The sequence below is a fragment of the Hafnia alvei genome (assembly GCF_964063325.1).
In the GTDB taxonomy this organism is placed as follows: Bacteria; Pseudomonadota; Gammaproteobacteria; order Enterobacterales; family Enterobacteriaceae; genus Hafnia; species Hafnia alvei_B.
Genome location: NZ_OZ061315.1, coordinates 1,294,346 through 1,310,946, shown reverse-complemented (window position 1 = coordinate 1,310,946; position 16,601 = coordinate 1,294,346). Strand labels below are relative to the sequence as shown.

10 protein-coding genes and 7 tRNA genes are annotated in these 16,601 nt (G+C 49.2%); 14 read left to right on the top strand and 3 right to left on the bottom strand.

Annotation, left to right across the window (positions count from 1 at the left end):
• Positions 1–548: 548 nt before the first annotated feature.
• Positions 549–2,216 carry a glutamine--tRNA ligase gene (gene glnS / locus AB3Y96_RS06220; RefSeq protein WP_367298744.1) on the bottom strand — a complete coding sequence of 556 codons (1,668 nt, stop codon included), beginning with the start codon at positions 2,214–2,216 and terminating at the stop codon, positions 549–551.
• A 266-nt stretch (positions 2,217–2,482) separates the two neighbouring features.
• Positions 2,483–4,519, bottom strand: coding sequence for an N-acetylglucosamine-specific PTS transporter subunit IIBC (gene nagE / locus AB3Y96_RS06215; protein ID WP_175421598.1), 2,037 nt, complete (start codon positions 4,517–4,519; stop codon positions 2,483–2,485).
• Positions 4,520–4,863: 344 nt separating this feature from the next.
• Between nagE and nagB the strand changes: the two genes are divergently transcribed.
• The 12 genes from nagB (at position 4,864) to AB3Y96_RS06155 (ending at position 11,991) form a co-directional block, all read left to right on the top strand.
• Positions 4,864–5,664, top strand: a complete 801-nt coding sequence (nagB, locus tag AB3Y96_RS06210; protein WP_043491837.1) for a glucosamine-6-phosphate deaminase — start codon at positions 4,864–4,866, stop codon at positions 5,662–5,664.
• Positions 5,665–5,691: 27 nt separating this feature from the next.
• Positions 5,692–6,843: an N-acetylglucosamine-6-phosphate deacetylase gene (nagA, locus tag AB3Y96_RS06205; protein WP_367298743.1), complete on the top strand. Its 1,152-nt coding sequence runs from the start codon at positions 5,692–5,694 to the stop codon at positions 6,841–6,843.
• Positions 6,844–6,916: 73 nt separating this feature from the next.
• Positions 6,917–8,149, top strand: a complete 1,233-nt coding sequence (locus AB3Y96_RS06200; protein WP_072308398.1) for an N-acetylglucosamine repressor — start codon at positions 6,917–6,919, stop codon at positions 8,147–8,149.
• Positions 8,150–8,230: 81 nt separating this feature from the next.
• Positions 8,231–8,983, top strand: a complete 753-nt coding sequence (locus AB3Y96_RS06195) for an HAD-IIA family hydrolase (RefSeq protein ID WP_072308397.1) — start codon at positions 8,231–8,233, stop codon at positions 8,981–8,983.
• A gap of 352 nt (positions 8,984–9,335) precedes the next feature.
• On the top strand, positions 9,336–11,003 hold the full coding sequence (gene asnB, locus AB3Y96_RS06190) for an asparagine synthase B (protein ID WP_367298742.1): 1,668 nt from the start codon (positions 9,336–9,338) through the stop codon (positions 11,001–11,003).
• A gap of 241 nt (positions 11,004–11,244) precedes the next feature.
• A tRNA-Met gene (locus AB3Y96_RS06185) sits at positions 11,245–11,321 on the top strand.
• Positions 11,322–11,349: 28 nt separating this feature from the next.
• Positions 11,350–11,434: transfer RNA gene (locus AB3Y96_RS06180), tRNA-Leu, on the top strand.
• Positions 11,435–11,460: 26 nt separating this feature from the next.
• Positions 11,461–11,535, top strand: a tRNA-Gln gene (locus tag AB3Y96_RS06175).
• A 40-nt stretch (positions 11,536–11,575) separates the two neighbouring features.
• Positions 11,576–11,650, top strand: a tRNA-Gln gene (locus AB3Y96_RS06170).
• Positions 11,651–11,695: 45 nt separating this feature from the next.
• Positions 11,696–11,772, top strand: a tRNA-Met gene (locus AB3Y96_RS06165).
• 2 nt (positions 11,773–11,774) lie between these two features.
• Positions 11,775–11,849, top strand: a tRNA-Gln gene (locus AB3Y96_RS06160).
• 67 nt (positions 11,850–11,916) lie between these two features.
• A tRNA-Gln gene (locus tag AB3Y96_RS06155) sits at positions 11,917–11,991 on the top strand.
• A 274-nt stretch (positions 11,992–12,265) separates the two neighbouring features.
• On the opposite strand, the gene ubiF is transcribed toward AB3Y96_RS06155, so the two are convergent.
• The gene (gene ubiF / locus AB3Y96_RS06150) at positions 12,266–13,441 is read right to left on the bottom strand and encodes a 3-demethoxyubiquinol 3-hydroxylase (protein WP_367298741.1); all 1,176 of its coding nucleotides are present in this window, start codon (positions 13,439–13,441) and stop codon (positions 12,266–12,268) included.
• 243 nt (positions 13,442–13,684) lie between these two features.
• Between ubiF and miaB the strand changes: the two genes are divergently transcribed.
• Both miaB and AB3Y96_RS06140 read left to right on the top strand, forming a co-directional pair.
• The gene (gene miaB, locus AB3Y96_RS06145) at positions 13,685–15,109 is read left to right on the top strand and encodes a tRNA (N6-isopentenyl adenosine(37)-C2)-methylthiotransferase MiaB (RefSeq protein ID WP_072308394.1); all 1,425 of its coding nucleotides are present in this window, start codon (positions 13,685–13,687) and stop codon (positions 15,107–15,109) included.
• A 415-nt stretch (positions 15,110–15,524) separates the two neighbouring features.
• Positions 15,525–16,583 carry a PhoH family protein gene (locus AB3Y96_RS06140; protein WP_072308393.1) on the top strand — a complete coding sequence of 353 codons (1,059 nt, stop codon included), beginning with the start codon at positions 15,525–15,527 and terminating at the stop codon, positions 16,581–16,583.
• Positions 16,584–16,601 lie beyond the last annotated feature (18 nt).

Below are 16,601 nucleotides of genomic sequence, written 5' to 3'. Positions count from 1 at the left end.
AGACTATTTTTCGCGACGCGAATTATCAAATGAAAAGTAAAACAATTGTGTCAATTCTTGACCGAGTGCACATATTTTAATGTTTTGTTACATGTGACACACTTTTGCTGGGGGAATATTAAAATACCCTTTAAAAACAGCATTATATTTGTAATTTCATTGTAAGCTCAGGTGAGAATGCTTAGAAAACAGACGCTGGAGGGATAACCATTTTTATGCCGAGGTAAATCTGTGGCAATTAATTAATTCGTTAAACAAATATTCAGAGGGCGTTTATACACCTCGAGAAATAACATCGAGTTACTAAACTATTTACAATTAGGATTTAAATTAGAAAGGGGGACGATTGAAGACAGATAAAAAAAGCCACTTACGGCATAAGTAATGCGGATCGTTTAAGAAATCGAGATACACGGGGCTAGCACACCGCGGGGCGCTCCGGCGGCTTACGCCGCTACGACCCCATCGGTGTACTTCCCCTAAAATCAGGCTTAAATGACCAGTACTACTTACAACGTAAGCGGCTTTTTAATGATGACTATCTTGGGTTATGCACCCACTTTTGCCCACGTATCGCGCAGACCCACAGTGCGGTTAAACACTAAATGGTCTGGCGCGGAATAGCGGCAGTCAGCGCAGAAATAACCTTCACGTTCAAACTGATAGGTGACTTCAGGAGTCGCTACACCAAGGCTTGGTTCAACAAAACCTTTGCGGATAACCAACGACTCAGGGTTGATGGTAGACAGGAAGTCTTCCGCCGCTCCTGGGTTTGCAACGCTGAACAAGCGATCGTACAGATGGAATTCAGCAGGCACTGCGTGGTTTGCAGATACCCAGTGAATAACGCCTTTCACTTTGCGACCATCAGCAGGATCTTTGCTCAAAGTATCCGCATCATAGGTGCAGTAAATGGTAGTGATTTCACCATCCGCGTCTTTCTCAACGCGCTCGGCTTTAATCACATAGGCATTACGCAGGCGAACTTCTTTGCCCAAGACTAAGCGCTTGTATTGTTTGTTGGCTTCTTCGCGGAAATCGGCACGATCGATATAGATCTCGTTGCTAAACGGCACTTCGCGTTTGCCCATTTCTGGCTTGTTCGGATGGTTTGGCATCGCCAGCATTTCTACGCTATCCGCAGACATGTTTTCAATAACCACTTTGACCGGATCCAGAACCGCCATCGCACGCGGTGCGATTTCATTTAGGTCATCACGCACGCAGGATTCCAACGCAGCCATTTCAACGTTGTTGTCTTGCTTGGTCACACCAATACGCAGGCAGAATTCACGGATAGAAGCTGCAGTATATCCGCGACGGCGCAGGCCAGAAATCGTTGGCATACGTGGGTCGTCCCAGCCTTCCACAATTTTCTCGGTCACCAGCTGGTTCAGCTTACGCTTAGACATAATGGCATATTCGAGATTCAGACGAGAGAACTCGTACTGACGCGGATGGGTTGGAATGGTGATGTTATCCAAAACCCAGTCGTATAGACGGCGGTTGTCTTGGAACTCCAGCGTACACAGTGAATGCGTGATCCCTTCCAGCGCATCAGAAATGCAGTGGGTGAAATCGTACATCGGGTAGATGCACCATTTGTTGCCGGTCTGGTGATGTTCAGCAAATTTAATACGGTACAGAACCGGATCGCGCATCACGATAAACGGAGACGCCATATCAATTTTGGCGCGTAGGCACGCAGAGCCTTCGGCAAATTCGCCGTTACGCATTTTTTCGAACAGTGCCAGATTCTCTTCGACGCTACGGTCGCGATACGGGCTATTTTTGCCCGGAGATGTCAGGGTCCCGCGATATTCACGGATCTGCTCAGGAGTAAGCTCATCAACGTAAGCCAGCCCCTTGCTAATCAGCTCAACGGCGTACTGGTGCAGCTGATCGAAGTAATCAGAGGAGTAACGCACCGCGCCGCTCCACTCAAAACCTAGCCACTGTACGTCGCGTTTAATTGACTCAACGTATTCAATGTCTTCTTTCACCGGGTTGGTGTCATCAAAGCGCAGATTGCACTGGCCTTGATAGTCTTTGGCAATGCCAAAGTTCAGGCAAATGGATTTGGCGTGGCCAATATGCAGGTAGCCGTTTGGCTCCGGCGGAAAACGGGTATGAACTGAATTATGTTTACCTGAGGCCAGATCTTCATCGATGATCTGACGGATAAAGTTACTTGGGCGGGCTTCAGCCTCACTCATTTTCTATTCCTCTATGCCTAAAAACGCGACTCATAACCAGTAATGATCTTACAACCTGTGGCGGGAAACAACCGTTTGTTGCCATTATCACGGCGTTTTTTCCATGGTTATGTCAAAAGATGACAGATCTGCTAAGTGACACTGTATATCAGCGGACGCTAAAAACAAAAAAACGGAGAAAGGTCACCCCTTCTCCGTTCTGCTTGCTTAAAACAGTTTCTGATAAATCAGCTAACCGTTCACCAGCAAGTTATTTTGCAAAGCTCTTATTTTGCAGTGATGTCATACAGCTTGGTTTCACCCGCCACGACATGACCGGCAGCCAGCGCTTTCAGACCACCGAAATCATCGATGTTGCTGACAACAACAGGGCTAATCATTGAGCGTGCATTGGCGTTCAGATATTCCAAATCCATTTCTAGAATTGGCTGACCTGCTTTCACTTCTGCACCCTCTTCAACCAGACGTTTGAAGCCTTGACCATTCAACGCCACGGTGTCGATGCCCATATGAACAACGATTTCTGCGCCTTCATCCGTTTCTAAACAGAACGCATGGTTGGTGTTGAAGATCTTAACAATAGTGCCACGTGCTGGGGAAACCACGGTTTTATCCGTTGGGCGAACCGCCACACCGTCGCCCACGGCTTTGCTGGCGAACGCTTCGTCAGGAACCTGATCCAACGCAACCACTTCACCGGTGATTGGAGAAACCAGCGTCGCTTTAACCACCGCAGCAGCGTTTGGCGTTGCCTGTGCTTTCACTTCAGCTGCTGCAGGCGCAGCATGAGCAACAGCGGCTTCAATTGGACCCGATGCCATCACGCCACGCATTGCGGTCGCGATTGCTTCAGCACGTGTACCCACGATGACCTGTACGCTCTGTTTGTTCAGGCGAATAACACCCGAAGCACCCAGACGTTTAGCCAAACTGTCGTTGACGATAGCAGAGTCTTTAACACTCAGACGCAGACGCGTGATACATGCATCGATACCGGTGATATTGGCAGAGCCACCAACCGCGGCAATGTAGTTGCGTGCCAGATTTGCCGTTTCGTTACCGCCTTTCGCATTATCCAGATCCAGATCGTAGCCATCAGCGCTTTCGTCAGCGTCAGTAGCCAGTTCACGGCCAGGGGTCAGCAGGTTGAATTTGGTGATAGTGAAACGGAACACCACGTAGTAAATCACGAAGAACACCAGACCCTGAGGGATCAGCATGTACCAGTGAGTTGCCAACGGGTTACGTGAAGACAGCACCATATCCACCAGACCGGCGCTGAAGCCGAAGCCCGCAATCCAGTGCATAGAAGCTGCGATGAATACGGAAATACCGGTCAGGAATGCATGCAGAACATACAGAACTGGTGCCACGAACATGAAGGAGAATTCCAACGGTTCAGTGATACCGGTGAAGAAGGCTGCAAACGCAGCGGCCATCATGATACCGGCCACTTTGGCTTTGTTTTCTGGACGTGCGCAATGGTAAATCGCCAGCGCAGCACCTGGTAAACCAAACATCATGATTGGGAAGAAACCAGCCTGATAGCGGCCAGTGATACCAACAACGGCTTTGCCCGCTTCGATAGACTGTGCGCCACCCAAGAAGTTAGGAATGTCGTTAATACCCGCAACGTCAAACCAGAATACGGAGTTCAGAGCATGATGCAGACCAACAGGGATCAGCAAACGGTTGAAGAACGCGTAGATACCTGCGCCGACAGAGCCCATTTTCTGAATGTGTTCACCGAAGTTCACCAGTCCGTCGAAGATTAACGGCCAGATGTACATCAGGATAAACGCCACCAGAATCATGACGAAAGAGGTCAAAATTGGCACCAGACGACGGCCGCTGAAGAAGGACAGCGCCTTCGGCAACTCAACGCCGCTGAAGCGGTTGTACAGTTCAGCAGAGATAATACCAACCAAGATACCGACGAACTGGTTGTTAATCTTACCGAATGCAGCTGGAACCTGATCCGCAGGGATTTTCTGGATCATGGCTACCGCGGCTGGAGAGCACAGCGTAGTCAATACCAAGAAGCCAACAAAGCCAGTTAATGCGGCAGCGCCGTCTTTATCTTTAGACATACCGTAAGCGACACCGATCGCAAACAGTACGGACATGTTGTCGATAATGGCAGAGCCCGACTTGATGAAGAAGGCCGCTAACGCATTAGCGCCACCCCAACCTACCGGGTCGATCCAATAACCGACACCCATTAATATCGCGGCAGCCGGTAGCGTCGCCACCGGTACCATCAGCGCACGGCCGACTTTTTGCAGATAACCTAAAATACTCACCATTTCCCCCTTGTGGACCCGTCATTGCTCGAATTGGCACTGCTCATGGTCACGTCATAACTGACTTAATTATTAAGTTGACAGTATGGACTACAATCAGGAGTGTAAAAAAATTATTTTTCTCCGCAAATTAAAACCTCCAGTTTTGTGATAAATATCACCAAAGGAGGCTCTAAACATGCCTAATTGCTAGCCATCATACAAAACTTATTTTATCATTCGAAAAATCCAAACGGCGTTAGGTCACACATTAGTCGTTAGCAAGCATTACGCCTTATACTCTGAGCAAAGAGCAATGTGGACCCCCGTTTATAATATAGATTTATATTCACTAAAGGTGCCCTATGAGACTTATCCCTCTAAGTAATGCTGCAGACGTTGGCTTATGGTCTGCCCGTCATATTGTTAACCGTATCAATGCCTTCAAACCAACGGCTGAACGCCCATTTGTTCTTGGCCTACCAACCGGCGGCACCCCGCTGCAAACCTACAAACGTTTAATCGAACTGCACAAGGCTGGCGAAATCAGCTTTAAGAACGTAGTTACGTTCAACATGGACGAATACATCGGTCTGCCGGAAGAGCATCCAGAAAGCTACCATAGCTTCATGTATAATAATTTCTTCAACCACGTGGATATCCCACGTGAAAACATCAACTTGCTGAACGGCAATGCGGCTGATGTTGATACCGAGTGCCGCCGCTACGAAGAAAAAATCAAATCCTACGGCAGAATCAATCTGTTTATGGGTGGTGTAGGTAACGATGGGCATATTGCTTTTAACGAGCCAGCATCATCTTTAGCTTCTCGCACTCGCATCAAAACGTTGACCGAAGAAACCCGCATAGCAAACTCTCGTTTCTTTGATGGCGACATGACAAAAGTGCCAAAATATGCGCTTACCGTCGGCGTTGGCACGTTGTTAGATGCTGAAGAAGTGATGATTTTGGTCACTGGCCACGCGAAAGCGCTGTCTCTGCAGGCCGCCGTTGAAGGCAGCGTCAACCATATGTGGACGATCAGCGCTCTGCAACTTCATCCGAAGTCCGTCATCGTATGTGATGAGCCTTCCACGATGGAGCTGAAAGTCAAAACAGTTAAGTACTTCCGCGAGTTAGAAGCGGAAAACATGAAGAATCTATAATTTTCAACCTGTAACCAGGGGTATGTGATGTACGCTTTGACCCATTGTCGGATTTATACCGGCCACGATATTCTCGACGACCATGCAGTAATGATCGCCAATGGCTTAATTGAAAAGATCTGTCCTGTCGCTGAACTTCCGTCAGGCATTGAAACTCACGATCTAGGCGGAGCAATCCTTGCTCCTGGTTTCATCGATCTGCAACTTAATGGCTGTGGCGGCGTTCAGTTTAATGATTCTGTCGAAGCTGTTTCGGAAGAAACGCTTGAAATCATGCAGCACGCCAACGAGAAATCAGGCTGTACCAGCTATTTACCTACGCTTATCACCAGTGCTGACGATTTAATGAAGCACGGTATCGATGTTATGCGCAGCTATCTGACCAAGCACCAGAATCAGGCGCTAGGTCTGCATATTGAAGGCCCATACATCAGCTTGGAAAAGAAAGGCACGCACAATCCGAAATACATCCGTAAACCGGATCATGAAATGATCGATTTCATGTGCGAGCACGCAGACGCCATCACCAAAGTGACGATGGCTCCGGAAGTTGCAACTCAGGCATCTATCCAGCAGCTGAAAGCCGCAGGTATTGTGGTTTCCGCTGGCCACTCCAACGCCACCTATGAAGAAGCGCGCAAAGGCTTCGCCGCAGGTATGAGCTTTGCGACTCACCTTTATAATGCGATGCCAGCCATTTCTGGTCGTGCACCAGGCCTGATGGGCGCTATCTTTGATACCCCTGAAGTGTACACCGGCATTATCGCCGATGGTCACCACGTCGCTTGGCCAAGTATTCGTCTGGCTAAACGTCTGAAAGGCGAACATCTGGTGCTGGTCACCGATGCGACTGCCCCTGCAGGCGCCAACATAGATCACTTCATTTTCGCCGGAAAAACAGTATATTACCGCAACGGTTTAGTCGTTGATGAAAACGGTACGCTGAGCGGTTCTGCGCTGACTATGATCGACGCCGTCAAAAACAGCGTTGAGCACGTCGGTATTGCTCTAGATGAAGCATTGCGCATGGCAACGCTCTATCCGTCTCGCGCGATAGGTGTTGATAGCCGTCTGGGAAGCATCGAAGCGGGAAAAGTGGCGAACCTGACCGCTTTCACTTCAGACTATCGCGTGATCAAAACCATCGTGAACGGCGAAACGGTTTACGAAAATAAATAAGAAAGAACGTACATCAGTCTGCGTGCTTTCTTTATTAACTTGAGCTCTATTTTTCTAAGCGGGTAATAAATTGATGACAACAGGCGGACAAGGACAAATTGGTAACGTAGATCTGGTTAAACAACTTAACAGCGCCGCTGTTTATCGTTTAATCGATCTACAAGGCCCTATTTCGCGCATTCAAATTGCCGAACTAAGCCAGCTTGCTCCCGCCAGCGTCACCAAAATTACCCGTCAGCTACTGGAACGCGGGCTGATCAAAGAAGTCGATCAGCAAGCGTCTACCGGTGGCCGCCGTGCTATTTCCATTGTGACAGAAACACGCCTCTTCAATACCGTAGCCATCCGCTTAGGGCGTCACGACGCCACCATCACGCTGTACGATATGAGCGGAAAATCGCTGGCCGAAGAGCACTACCCGTTGCCTGAGCGTACTCAGGAAACAGTGGAAAACGCACTGCTGAATACCATTGAGCAGTTCATGTTGACCTATCAGCGTAAAATCCGCGAGCTGATTGCCATTGCGGTGATCTTGCCCGGATTGGTCGATCCGCAGCATGGGATCGTGCGCTACATGCCGCATATTGCCGTTAATGATTGGCCGTTAGTCAAAGCGCTAGAAGACAGATTTAACGTCACCAGCTTCGTTGGTCACGATATTCGTAGCCTCGCCTTAGCTGAGCATTATTTCGGCGCCACCCGCGACTGCGAAGATTCAATGTTGGTACGTCTACACCGAGGAACCGGTGCGGGTATCATCGTGAACGAGAAAATATTTCTCGGCAGCAAGGGAAACGTTGGTGAGATTGGGCACATCCAAATCGATCCATTAGGCGAGCGTTGCCACTGCGGGAACTTCGGTTGCTTGGAAACCGTGGCCGCCAACGCCGCCATTGAACAACGCGTTCGTCATCTGCTCGAGCAAGGCTATCCCAGCAAGCTCACGCTGGACGATTGCAGCATCAGCGCAATCTGCAAAGCGGCAAATAAAGGCGACGCGCTAGCAACAGAAGTGATTGAATTGGTAGGCCGCTATCTGGGTCGCGCCATTGCTATTGCGATTAACATGTTTAACCCACAGAAAGTGGTCATCGCCGGTGAAATTATTGAAGCAGAAAAAACGCTGCTGCCTGCGATTCAGAGCTGCATCAATACTCAGGCGTTGAAGAATTTCCGCATTAATCTACCGGTGGTCACGTCTGAATTAGATCATCGGTCAGCCATTGGGGCATTTGCGCTAGTGAAACGAGCCATGCTCAACGGCGTATTACTACAGCGCCTGCTGGAAGGGCAACATCCGCACTAATTCTCTTCTTACTTCAAGCTGCTACGTTAACTGACAAGCATGATATGATTTGTGCTTGTCAACTTAACGAGTAATAAACCCATGACAATCAAAAGTATTATTTGTGACATCGACGGCGTTTTGATGCACGACAACACTCCGGTTCCGGGTGCAGATAAATTTCTGGCACGTATTCAAGAAAATGACATTCCTCTGGTTATCCTGACCAACTACCCTTCTCAAACCGCGCAGGATCTGGCAAACCGCTTCGCAGCCGCTGGGCTTGATGTCCCTGAAAGCGTGTTTTACACCTCGGCTATGGCCACCGCCGATTTTCTCAAGCGTCAGGAGGGGAAAAAAGCCTATGTGATTGGTGAAGGTGCATTGATTCACGAGTTATACAAAGCAGGCTTTACCATCACCGATATCAACCCTGATTTTGTTATCGTTGGTGAAACCCGTTCGTATAACTGGGAAATGATCCACAAGGCCTCTTACTTCGTGGTCAACGGCGCACGGTTTATCGCGACGAATCCAGATACACATGGCCGTGGTTTTTATCCTGCCTGTGGCGCGTTATGTGCGCCGATTGAACTGATTTCAGGCCGCAAGCCTTTCTACGTTGGTAAACCAAGTCCGTGGATTATTCGCGCCGCGCTTAACAAGATGCAGGCTCATTCAGAAAGCACCGTGATCATCGGTGATAATCTGAATACCGATATTCTGGCAGGTTTCCAAGCGGGGCTAGAAACGATATTAGTGCTGTCCGGCGTCTCAACGTTAAACGACGTGGACAATATGCCGTTCCGACCTAACTACATTTACCCTTCCGTTGCCGATATCGACATCATCTAACGTTATCCCTTTGCGTCTGGTCAGCTCGGTCAGACGCAACTTTCTCTTTTTCCTCTCCGCTTTTACTTCATTTTTTCTGCGCTGCTTTTTTATCGTTTCTACACCGAACGCTAAAAAATCATCGATTCCTCAATAATTCACTTTAAAAAATGAATAATCACTAAGGTTTAGAGTATACCAACAGACTATTTCTCACCATTAAGCTAAAGCGCTTGCATTCTATTCAGGTTTTGACGCAATTTGTTATTTATAGCAGCGGTAAACGCCTCACTGAGCCGTAAATCAATAATTTTTTACCGCCTTAAACTGACTCACAACGTCACAACTAGACAATGCAGTATGGGAGAAATCTATGTGTTCTATCTTTGGTGTGCTTGATTTAAAAACCGATCCTGTTGAGCTGCGTAAAAAAGCGCTCGAGCTGTCACGCCTGATGCGCCATCGTGGCCCAGATTGGTCCGGCATTTACGCTTCTGACAACGCGATTTTGGCGCATGAGCGTCTGTCTATCGTTGACGTCAACAACGGCGCCCAGCCTTTGTACAATGCCGCGCACACCCACATTCTTGCCGTGAATGGTGAAATTTATAACCATCAGGCTTTGCGCCAGCGTTTCGAAGGTCGTTATGAATTCCAAACAGCTTCTGACTGTGAAGTCATTTTGGCGCTATACGAAGAGCAAGGTTCTGCATTCTTAGACGAACTGCAGGGCATGTTTGCCTTTGTTTTATATGACACAGAAAAAAACAGCTATCTGATTGGCCGCGATCATCTCGGGATTATTCCTCTGTACATGGGCCATGACGAACACGGTAACTTCTACGTAGCATCAGAGATGAAAGCTCTGGTACCGGTTTGCCGCACCATCAAAGAATTCCCTGCGGGCAGCTATATGTCGAGCGACGATGGCGAAATTCATAGCTACTACCAGCGCGACTGGTTTGAGTTCGATAACGTTAAAGAAAACCACACTGACGCGGCTCAATTGAAAGAGGCCTTGGAAGATTCGGTCAAAAGCCATCTAATGTCTGACGTCCCTTACGGCGTGCTGCTGTCCGGTGGGCTCGACTCCTCGGTAATCTCCGCCATTACCAAAAAATTTGCCGCTCGCCGCGTTGAAGACGGTGAACGCAGCGAAGCGTGGTGGCCACAGCTGCACTCATTCGCCGTGGGGCTGGAAGGCTCACCGGATTTAAAAGCCGCGCAGGAAGTGGCAAACCATCTTGGCACGGTGCATCACGAAATTCATTTCACGGTGCAAGAAGGCTTAGACGCCATTCGCGACGTGATTTATCACATCGAAACCTACGATGTGACCACCATCCGCGCCTCAACGCCAATGTATTTGATGGCGCGTAAAATAAAAGCCATGGGCATCAAGATGGTGCTGTCCGGCGAAGGCGCCGATGAGGTCTTTGGCGGATACCTCTATTTCCATAAGGCACCGAACGCTAAAGAATTCCACGAAGAAACCGTGCGTAAGCTGCTGGCTCTGCATATGTATGACTGCGCCCGTGCTAACAAGGCGATGTCAGCGTGGGGCGTTGAGGCACGTGTTCCTTTCTTGGATAAAAAATTCCTCGACGTCGCTATGCGCCTAAACCCACAAGATAAAATGTGCGGCAACGGCAAAATGGAGAAATACATTTTACGTGAATGTTTTGAATCCTATCTGCCAGCCAGCGTAGCATGGCGTCAGAAAGAGCAGTTCTCCGACGGCGTGGGTTATAGCTGGATCGATACTTTAAAAGAAACCGCGAATCAGCAGATTAGCGATCAAATGTTGGCAAATGCGCACTTCCGTTTCCCATACAACACGCCAAACTCGAAAGAAGGCTATTTGTATCGTGGAATTTTTGAAGAGTTATTCCCCGTGCCTAGCGCCGCTGAGTGTGTTCCTGGCGGTCCTTCCGTTGCCTGTTCCTCGGCAAAAGCGATTGAATGGGATGAGTCTTTCAAAAAAATGGATGACCCATCAGGTCGTGCTGTAGGCGTACATCAGTCGGCTTATCAAAAGTAGCGGTTTAAAAAGTTATGTATTCTCCAAACGGCGAACTTTTTAGGTTCGCCGTTTTTTTTATCGATAACGCCGTTTTACCCTATTAATAAGCCTGAATTTTGTTGATTTTCTCACCGAGCTGTATAATCCCCGCGCAAACGTGCCTCAGATGTCCTTTTCCGATAAAAAAGGGGTTGACGCAACTTTCTCATATACGCATAATGCGCCCCGCAACGCCGATGAAGGTTGGCGAAAAATAGATGGCTACGTAGCTCAGTTGGTTAGAGCACATCACTCATAATGATGGGGTCACAGGTTCGAATCCCGTCGTAGCCACCATATATTTTCAACACCTTCGATTAAATGAGCGGGAGTGGCGAAATTGGTAGACGCACTAGATTTAGGTTCTAGCGCCGCAAGGTGTACGAGTTCAAGTCTCGTCTCCCGCACCATTTAAACGACTCGGTTTTGCAGCGGATGGGGTATCGCCAAGCGGTAAGGCACTGGGTTTTGATCCCAGCATTCCCAGGTTCGAATCCTGGTACCCCAGCCATCCTTTTCCTCGAAAAGGTCTAGTGAATTCTATTCCCAATTGGGGTATCGCCAAGCGGTAAGGCACTGGGTTTTGATCCCAGCATTCCCAGGTTCGAATCCTGGTACCCCAGCCATAGAATTGGCTACTAAAATTACGAATTAAAGAGTTTCCTTGAGTTGGCTACGTAGCTCAGTTGGTTAGAGCACATCACTCATAATGATGGGGTCACAGGTTCGAATCCCGTCGTAGCCACCATTTGGGGTATCGCCAAGCGGTAAGGCTCTGGTTTCTGATACCAGCATTCCGAGGTTCGAATCCTCGTACCCCAGCCATATTTCTTAAATCTGTTTTAGACAGGTTTACGCGTTAAAAGACGCAATATAGTAACACCCAAACAATTGGGGTATCGCCAAGCGGTAAGGCTCTGGTTTCTGATACCAGCATTCCGAGGTTCGAATCCTCGTACCCCAGCCAATAAAAAGAGCTCGCTTTTAGCGAGCTTTTTTTCGTCTTGAGTTTCTTCAGCTTTGACTAGCATTTATCAATAATTAAGCCTGATTTTAGGGGGAATCGTAGGGATGGGGTCGTAGCAGCTTTAGCTGCCGACAACTTTGCATGGAGCAAAGTTGAACAGCGCTTTAGCGCTGGCCCGTAGGGCAGAACACATGAATGTGTTCTGTAACGGCCCCCCCCTACGGTAGCCCCCGTGTATCTCGATCTCATAGGCAGTCAACACATTGCTAGAGGTCTACAACCCCAACGCATACTTCAACGCACGTTTTTTTAACTCTCCTGAGCGCTCCGCTGCCATCAATCCTAAATTTCGCACCAGCTGCAGCGGCTTAAGCTCATTGCTGAAAGCGCTATAAAACAGATCCATACCAGCCTGCATTAACAAATTATCTGGACGGCGACGGCGTTGATAGCGTTTCAGGATTTCCTCGCTGTGCCAGATTTCACCTTGCTGACGCGCATTGATCACCACATCCAACAGCGCATCTACGTCGCGATATCCCAGATTAACCCCCTGCCCTGCCAGTGGATTAATGGTGTGCGCCGCATCGCCAAGCAATGCCAAACCATTTTGCACGTAACGGTTCGCATGGCGACGCACCAGAGGGAACGATCCTGCGGCTGTTGCCGTAACATCGCCCAAACGCGCGGGGAACGTCTGTTTGATTTCTTGCGTAAGCTGCGACATAGGTAATGCCATAAGCTGACGGATCCGAGCCGGACTGTCATACCAGACCAGTGAAGCCCAGTTATCCCATAACGGCAGAAAAGCGCGCGGGCCTTGCGGCGTAAACTGCTGCCACGTGACGTCTAAGGGGTCTTCCTGCGTTTGAACGGTTATCAGCATGCAAGATTGGCGATATTGCCAGCCGCGCACGCCTATGCCCGCCTGAGCGCGCACCAAAGAGTTTGCGCCATCGGCACCTAAAACTAGCTTGGTTTCAATTTCACGACCGTCGCTCAATTCCACGTTCCACACGTCTTGGCCTTGTGTGATGATTTTTAATTCAGCAGGAACCATCAGCGAAATATTAGGCATCTGCTCTAAGTGCTGCCAAAGCGCAAGCTGCAACACTTCGTTTTCTAGCATGTAGCCGAGTTCTGGAATACCCAGCTCTTGGGCACTGAAACTGACGCGGGATGCTTCCCACTCCCAGGTTTCTAAACCACGATAGGCCGCACTGCGCATATGACGTACCGTTTTCCATATGCCTAAACTCTCTAGCAGCGCCACCGATGAGGCACTGATAGCCGATATTCGCAAATCAGGTGACTGCGACGCATCGAATGGGCGAGGCGTACGGTTTTCAACAACCGTGACAGTAAAACCGGCCTGTGCCAACCCCAACGCGGCGGCAGCGCCCACCATGCCACCACCGATAACGACAACATCACTTTTATGCTCGGCCATAGATCCTCCTGCTTATATATTTCGTCATTGTACCGGATTTTACCTTTGATTCCGTCCACAAAGCGTGAGGTTATAGGGTAGTCATGAACTAAGGCAAAGATTACAATAGCCAACCTGCGTATGGGCTTGTTCCGACACCTCTACCTTTTAATATCTATAGCGATTTTCACCCGATGCTTTATCCGCTTTAGATAACAGTGCCGGTCTGTCCGAAATCCACCTGCATAAAGCAATGGCAAATCGATGACACAAAAACTGCATATTAAAACCTGGGGCTGCCAGATGAATGAGTATGACTCATCCAAAATGGCAGATTTACTGGGCAGCACGCACGGTTTCGAACTGACCGAGAATGCCGAAGAGGCAGATGTCTTGCTGCTAAATACCTGCTCTATTCGAGAAAAAGCGCAAGAAAAAGTCTTCCACCAGCTCGGTCGCTGGAAGTTACTCAAAGAAGCGAATCCGAACGTCATTATCGGCGTTGGAGGCTGCGTGGCCTCGCAGGAAGGCAAACTGCTGCGCCAACGCGCCCACTATGTCGACATCGTTTTTGGCCCACAAACGCTGCATCGTTTGCCAGAAATGATTAATAAGGTTCGCGGTAGCAAAAGCCCTATCGTGGACGTGAGCTTCCCTGAAATCGAAAAATTCGACCGGCTTCCCGAGCCGCGTGCCGATGGCCCAAGCGCCTTTGTTTCCATCATGGAAGGCTGTAATAAATACTGTACATACTGCGTGGTGCCTTATACCCGCGGCGAGGAAGTCAGTCGCCCATGCGACGACGTGCTATTTGAAATCGCTCAGCTTGCCGCCCAAGGCGTGCGCGAAGTCAATCTGCTTGGGCAAAATGTGAATGCCTATCGCGGCCCGTCATTCGACGGCGATATTTGTACTTTCGCCGAGCTGCTGCGCTTGGTTGCCGCCATTGATGGGATTGACCGCATTCGCTTTACCACCAGCCATCCTATTGAATTTACCGACGATATCATCGCCGTGTATGAAGACACACCTGAGCTCGTTAGCTTCCTGCATCTGCCGGTACAAAGCGGCTCAGACCGAGTTCTGAACATGATGAAACGTACCCATACGGTACTTGAATACAAATCCATCATTCGCAAACTGCGTAAAGCACGACCGGATATTCTCATCAGCTCAGACTTTATCGTCGGCTTCCCAGGTGAAACGCAGGAAGATTTTGAGCAAACCATGAAGCTGATAGCTGACATCAACTTCGACGTAAGCTACAGCTTTGTTTTCTCCCCGCGCCCCGGTACGCCAGCCGCCGACATGGTCGACGACATTTCTGAAGAAGAGAAAAAGCAGCGCCTGTATATTTTGCAAGACCGCATCAATCAGCAGGCGCAGAGCTACAGCCGCAAGATGGTTGGCACAGTGCAACGCATTTTGGTGGAAGGGATATCACGCAAAAATGTTATGGAAATCTCAGGCCGCACTGAAAATAACCGCATGGTGAATTTCGAAGGCTCACCGGAGCTGGTCGGCACTTTCGTTGATGTGGAAATAACTGAAGTCAGAACCAACTCGCTGCGCGGCGTGCTAGTACGTACCGAAGATCAGATGGATTTGCGCGTTCATGAGTCACCGGAGTCGGTTATTGCACGCACGCGTAAAGAGGATGCGTTGGGGGTGGGGAGTTATCAGCCTTAGTGCTTGATGCTCTTACATTTCGTAGGTTAATGGGCGAGTTGTGTAAAATTTCGTTCGCCTATTAAGCCAACGCATTTCTATGCAGACACGGCCATCCGCGAACGAATTGGGTGCGCCAGCGCGCGCCCAATACCCGCGCGCTTTTACCGAGTCGCTTGGCCGACCGGTTTCAGAGCACACATCCTGTGTGCCTTCAACCTGCCACCAGCATCCCTGCTGGCGGCTCTATAATGCATTTCAGTTAACATGAAAAACAAAATGGGTTGAAATTATGCACTTCCTCCCCCATTGAATAATGAGAAATTGCGAAGCGTATTGGCAATTCTGATCACAATAGCCCGCAGATGAAGAATAATGGCGTAATGCCATGTATCATTTACGCTATTAGTTATGGGTATAAGCTCAGAGGAATAGTTTGAACATTATCACTGAAGAACTTGCATTAGAACCGGCGGATAATCAGCGACTAAACAGCCTGTGTGGCCCGTTTGATGACAATATTAAGCAACTACAGCGCCGCTTAGGTATCGAAATCAGCCATCGCGATAACCAGTTCAAACTGGTGGGTAAAGCGGCCTGCGTCAACGCCGCCAAAGATATCCTGCGCCATCTGTATGTTGATACGGCGCCAATGCGCGGTCATATCCCGGATATTATTCCTGAACAAATCCATCTGGCCATTAAAGAAAGTGGCATTTTGGAGCAGGTTTCTGACCATATTCCTGAATACGGTAAGGCCATTAATATCAAAACCAAGCGTGGCGTCATCAAGCCGCGCACGCCCAATCAGGCGCAGTACATCGCCAACGTGTTGGATCATGACATTACCTTTGGCGTTGGCCCTGCTGGTACCGGTAAAACCTATCTTGCGGTTGCCGCCGCGGTTGATGCCTTAGAGCGCCAAGAGATCCGCCGTATTTTGCTCACCCGTCCTGCGGTTGAAGCCGGTGAAAAGCTGGGCTTCTTACCCGGTGACCTGAGCCAAAAGGTCGATCCTTATCTGCGTCCCTTGTATGATGCACTGTTCGAAATGCTCGGCTTTGAGCGCGTAGAAAAGCTGATGGAACGCAACGTCATTGAGGTTGCCCCGCTCGCTTACATGCGCGGACGAACGTTGAATGACGCGTTTATCATTCTGGATGAAAGCCAAAACACCACTATCGAACAGATGAAGATGTTCCTGACGCGCATCGGCTTTAACTCGAAAGCCGTGATTACCGGTGACGTCACCCAGATCGACTTACCGCGCGCTCAGAAGTCGGGATTACGCCATGCGATTGAAGTGCTTTCTTCCGTCGAAGAGATAAGCTTCAACTTCCTGACCAGCGAAGACGTGGTACGCCATCCGGTGGTCGCACAGGTCGTCATAGCCTATGAAGCATGGGAACTGGCAGAGCAAAAGCGCAAAGATGAGCTGGCTGAACAGCGTAAACGCGAAGCCCAAACGTCAGCCTCAGGGCAAGAATCACACTAAGCTGGAAGTATTATGAGC

Bases quoted from the DNA above. Each gene is read 5' to 3' on its own strand.
- glnS (WP_367298744.1), bottom strand. From the start codon at position 2,216: ATGAGTGAGGCTGAAGCCCGCCCAAGTAACTTTATCCGTCAGATCATC.
- nagB (WP_043491837.1), top strand. From the start codon at position 4,864: ATGAGACTTATCCCTCTAAGTAATGCTGCAGACGTTGGCTTATGGTCT.
- nagA (WP_367298743.1), top strand. From the start codon at position 5,692: ATGTACGCTTTGACCCATTGTCGGATTTATACCGGCCACGATATTCTC.
- AB3Y96_RS06200 (WP_072308398.1), top strand. From the start codon at position 6,917: ATGACAACAGGCGGACAAGGACAAATTGGTAACGTAGATCTGGTTAAA.
- AB3Y96_RS06195 (WP_072308397.1), top strand. From the start codon at position 8,231: ATGACAATCAAAAGTATTATTTGTGACATCGACGGCGTTTTGATGCAC.
- asnB (WP_367298742.1), top strand. From the start codon at position 9,336: ATGTGTTCTATCTTTGGTGTGCTTGATTTAAAAACCGATCCTGTTGAG.
- ubiF (WP_367298741.1), bottom strand. From the start codon at position 13,441: ATGGCCGAGCATAAAAGTGATGTTGTCGTTATCGGTGGTGGCATGGTG.
- miaB (WP_072308394.1), top strand. From the start codon at position 13,685: ATGACACAAAAACTGCATATTAAAACCTGGGGCTGCCAGATGAATGAG.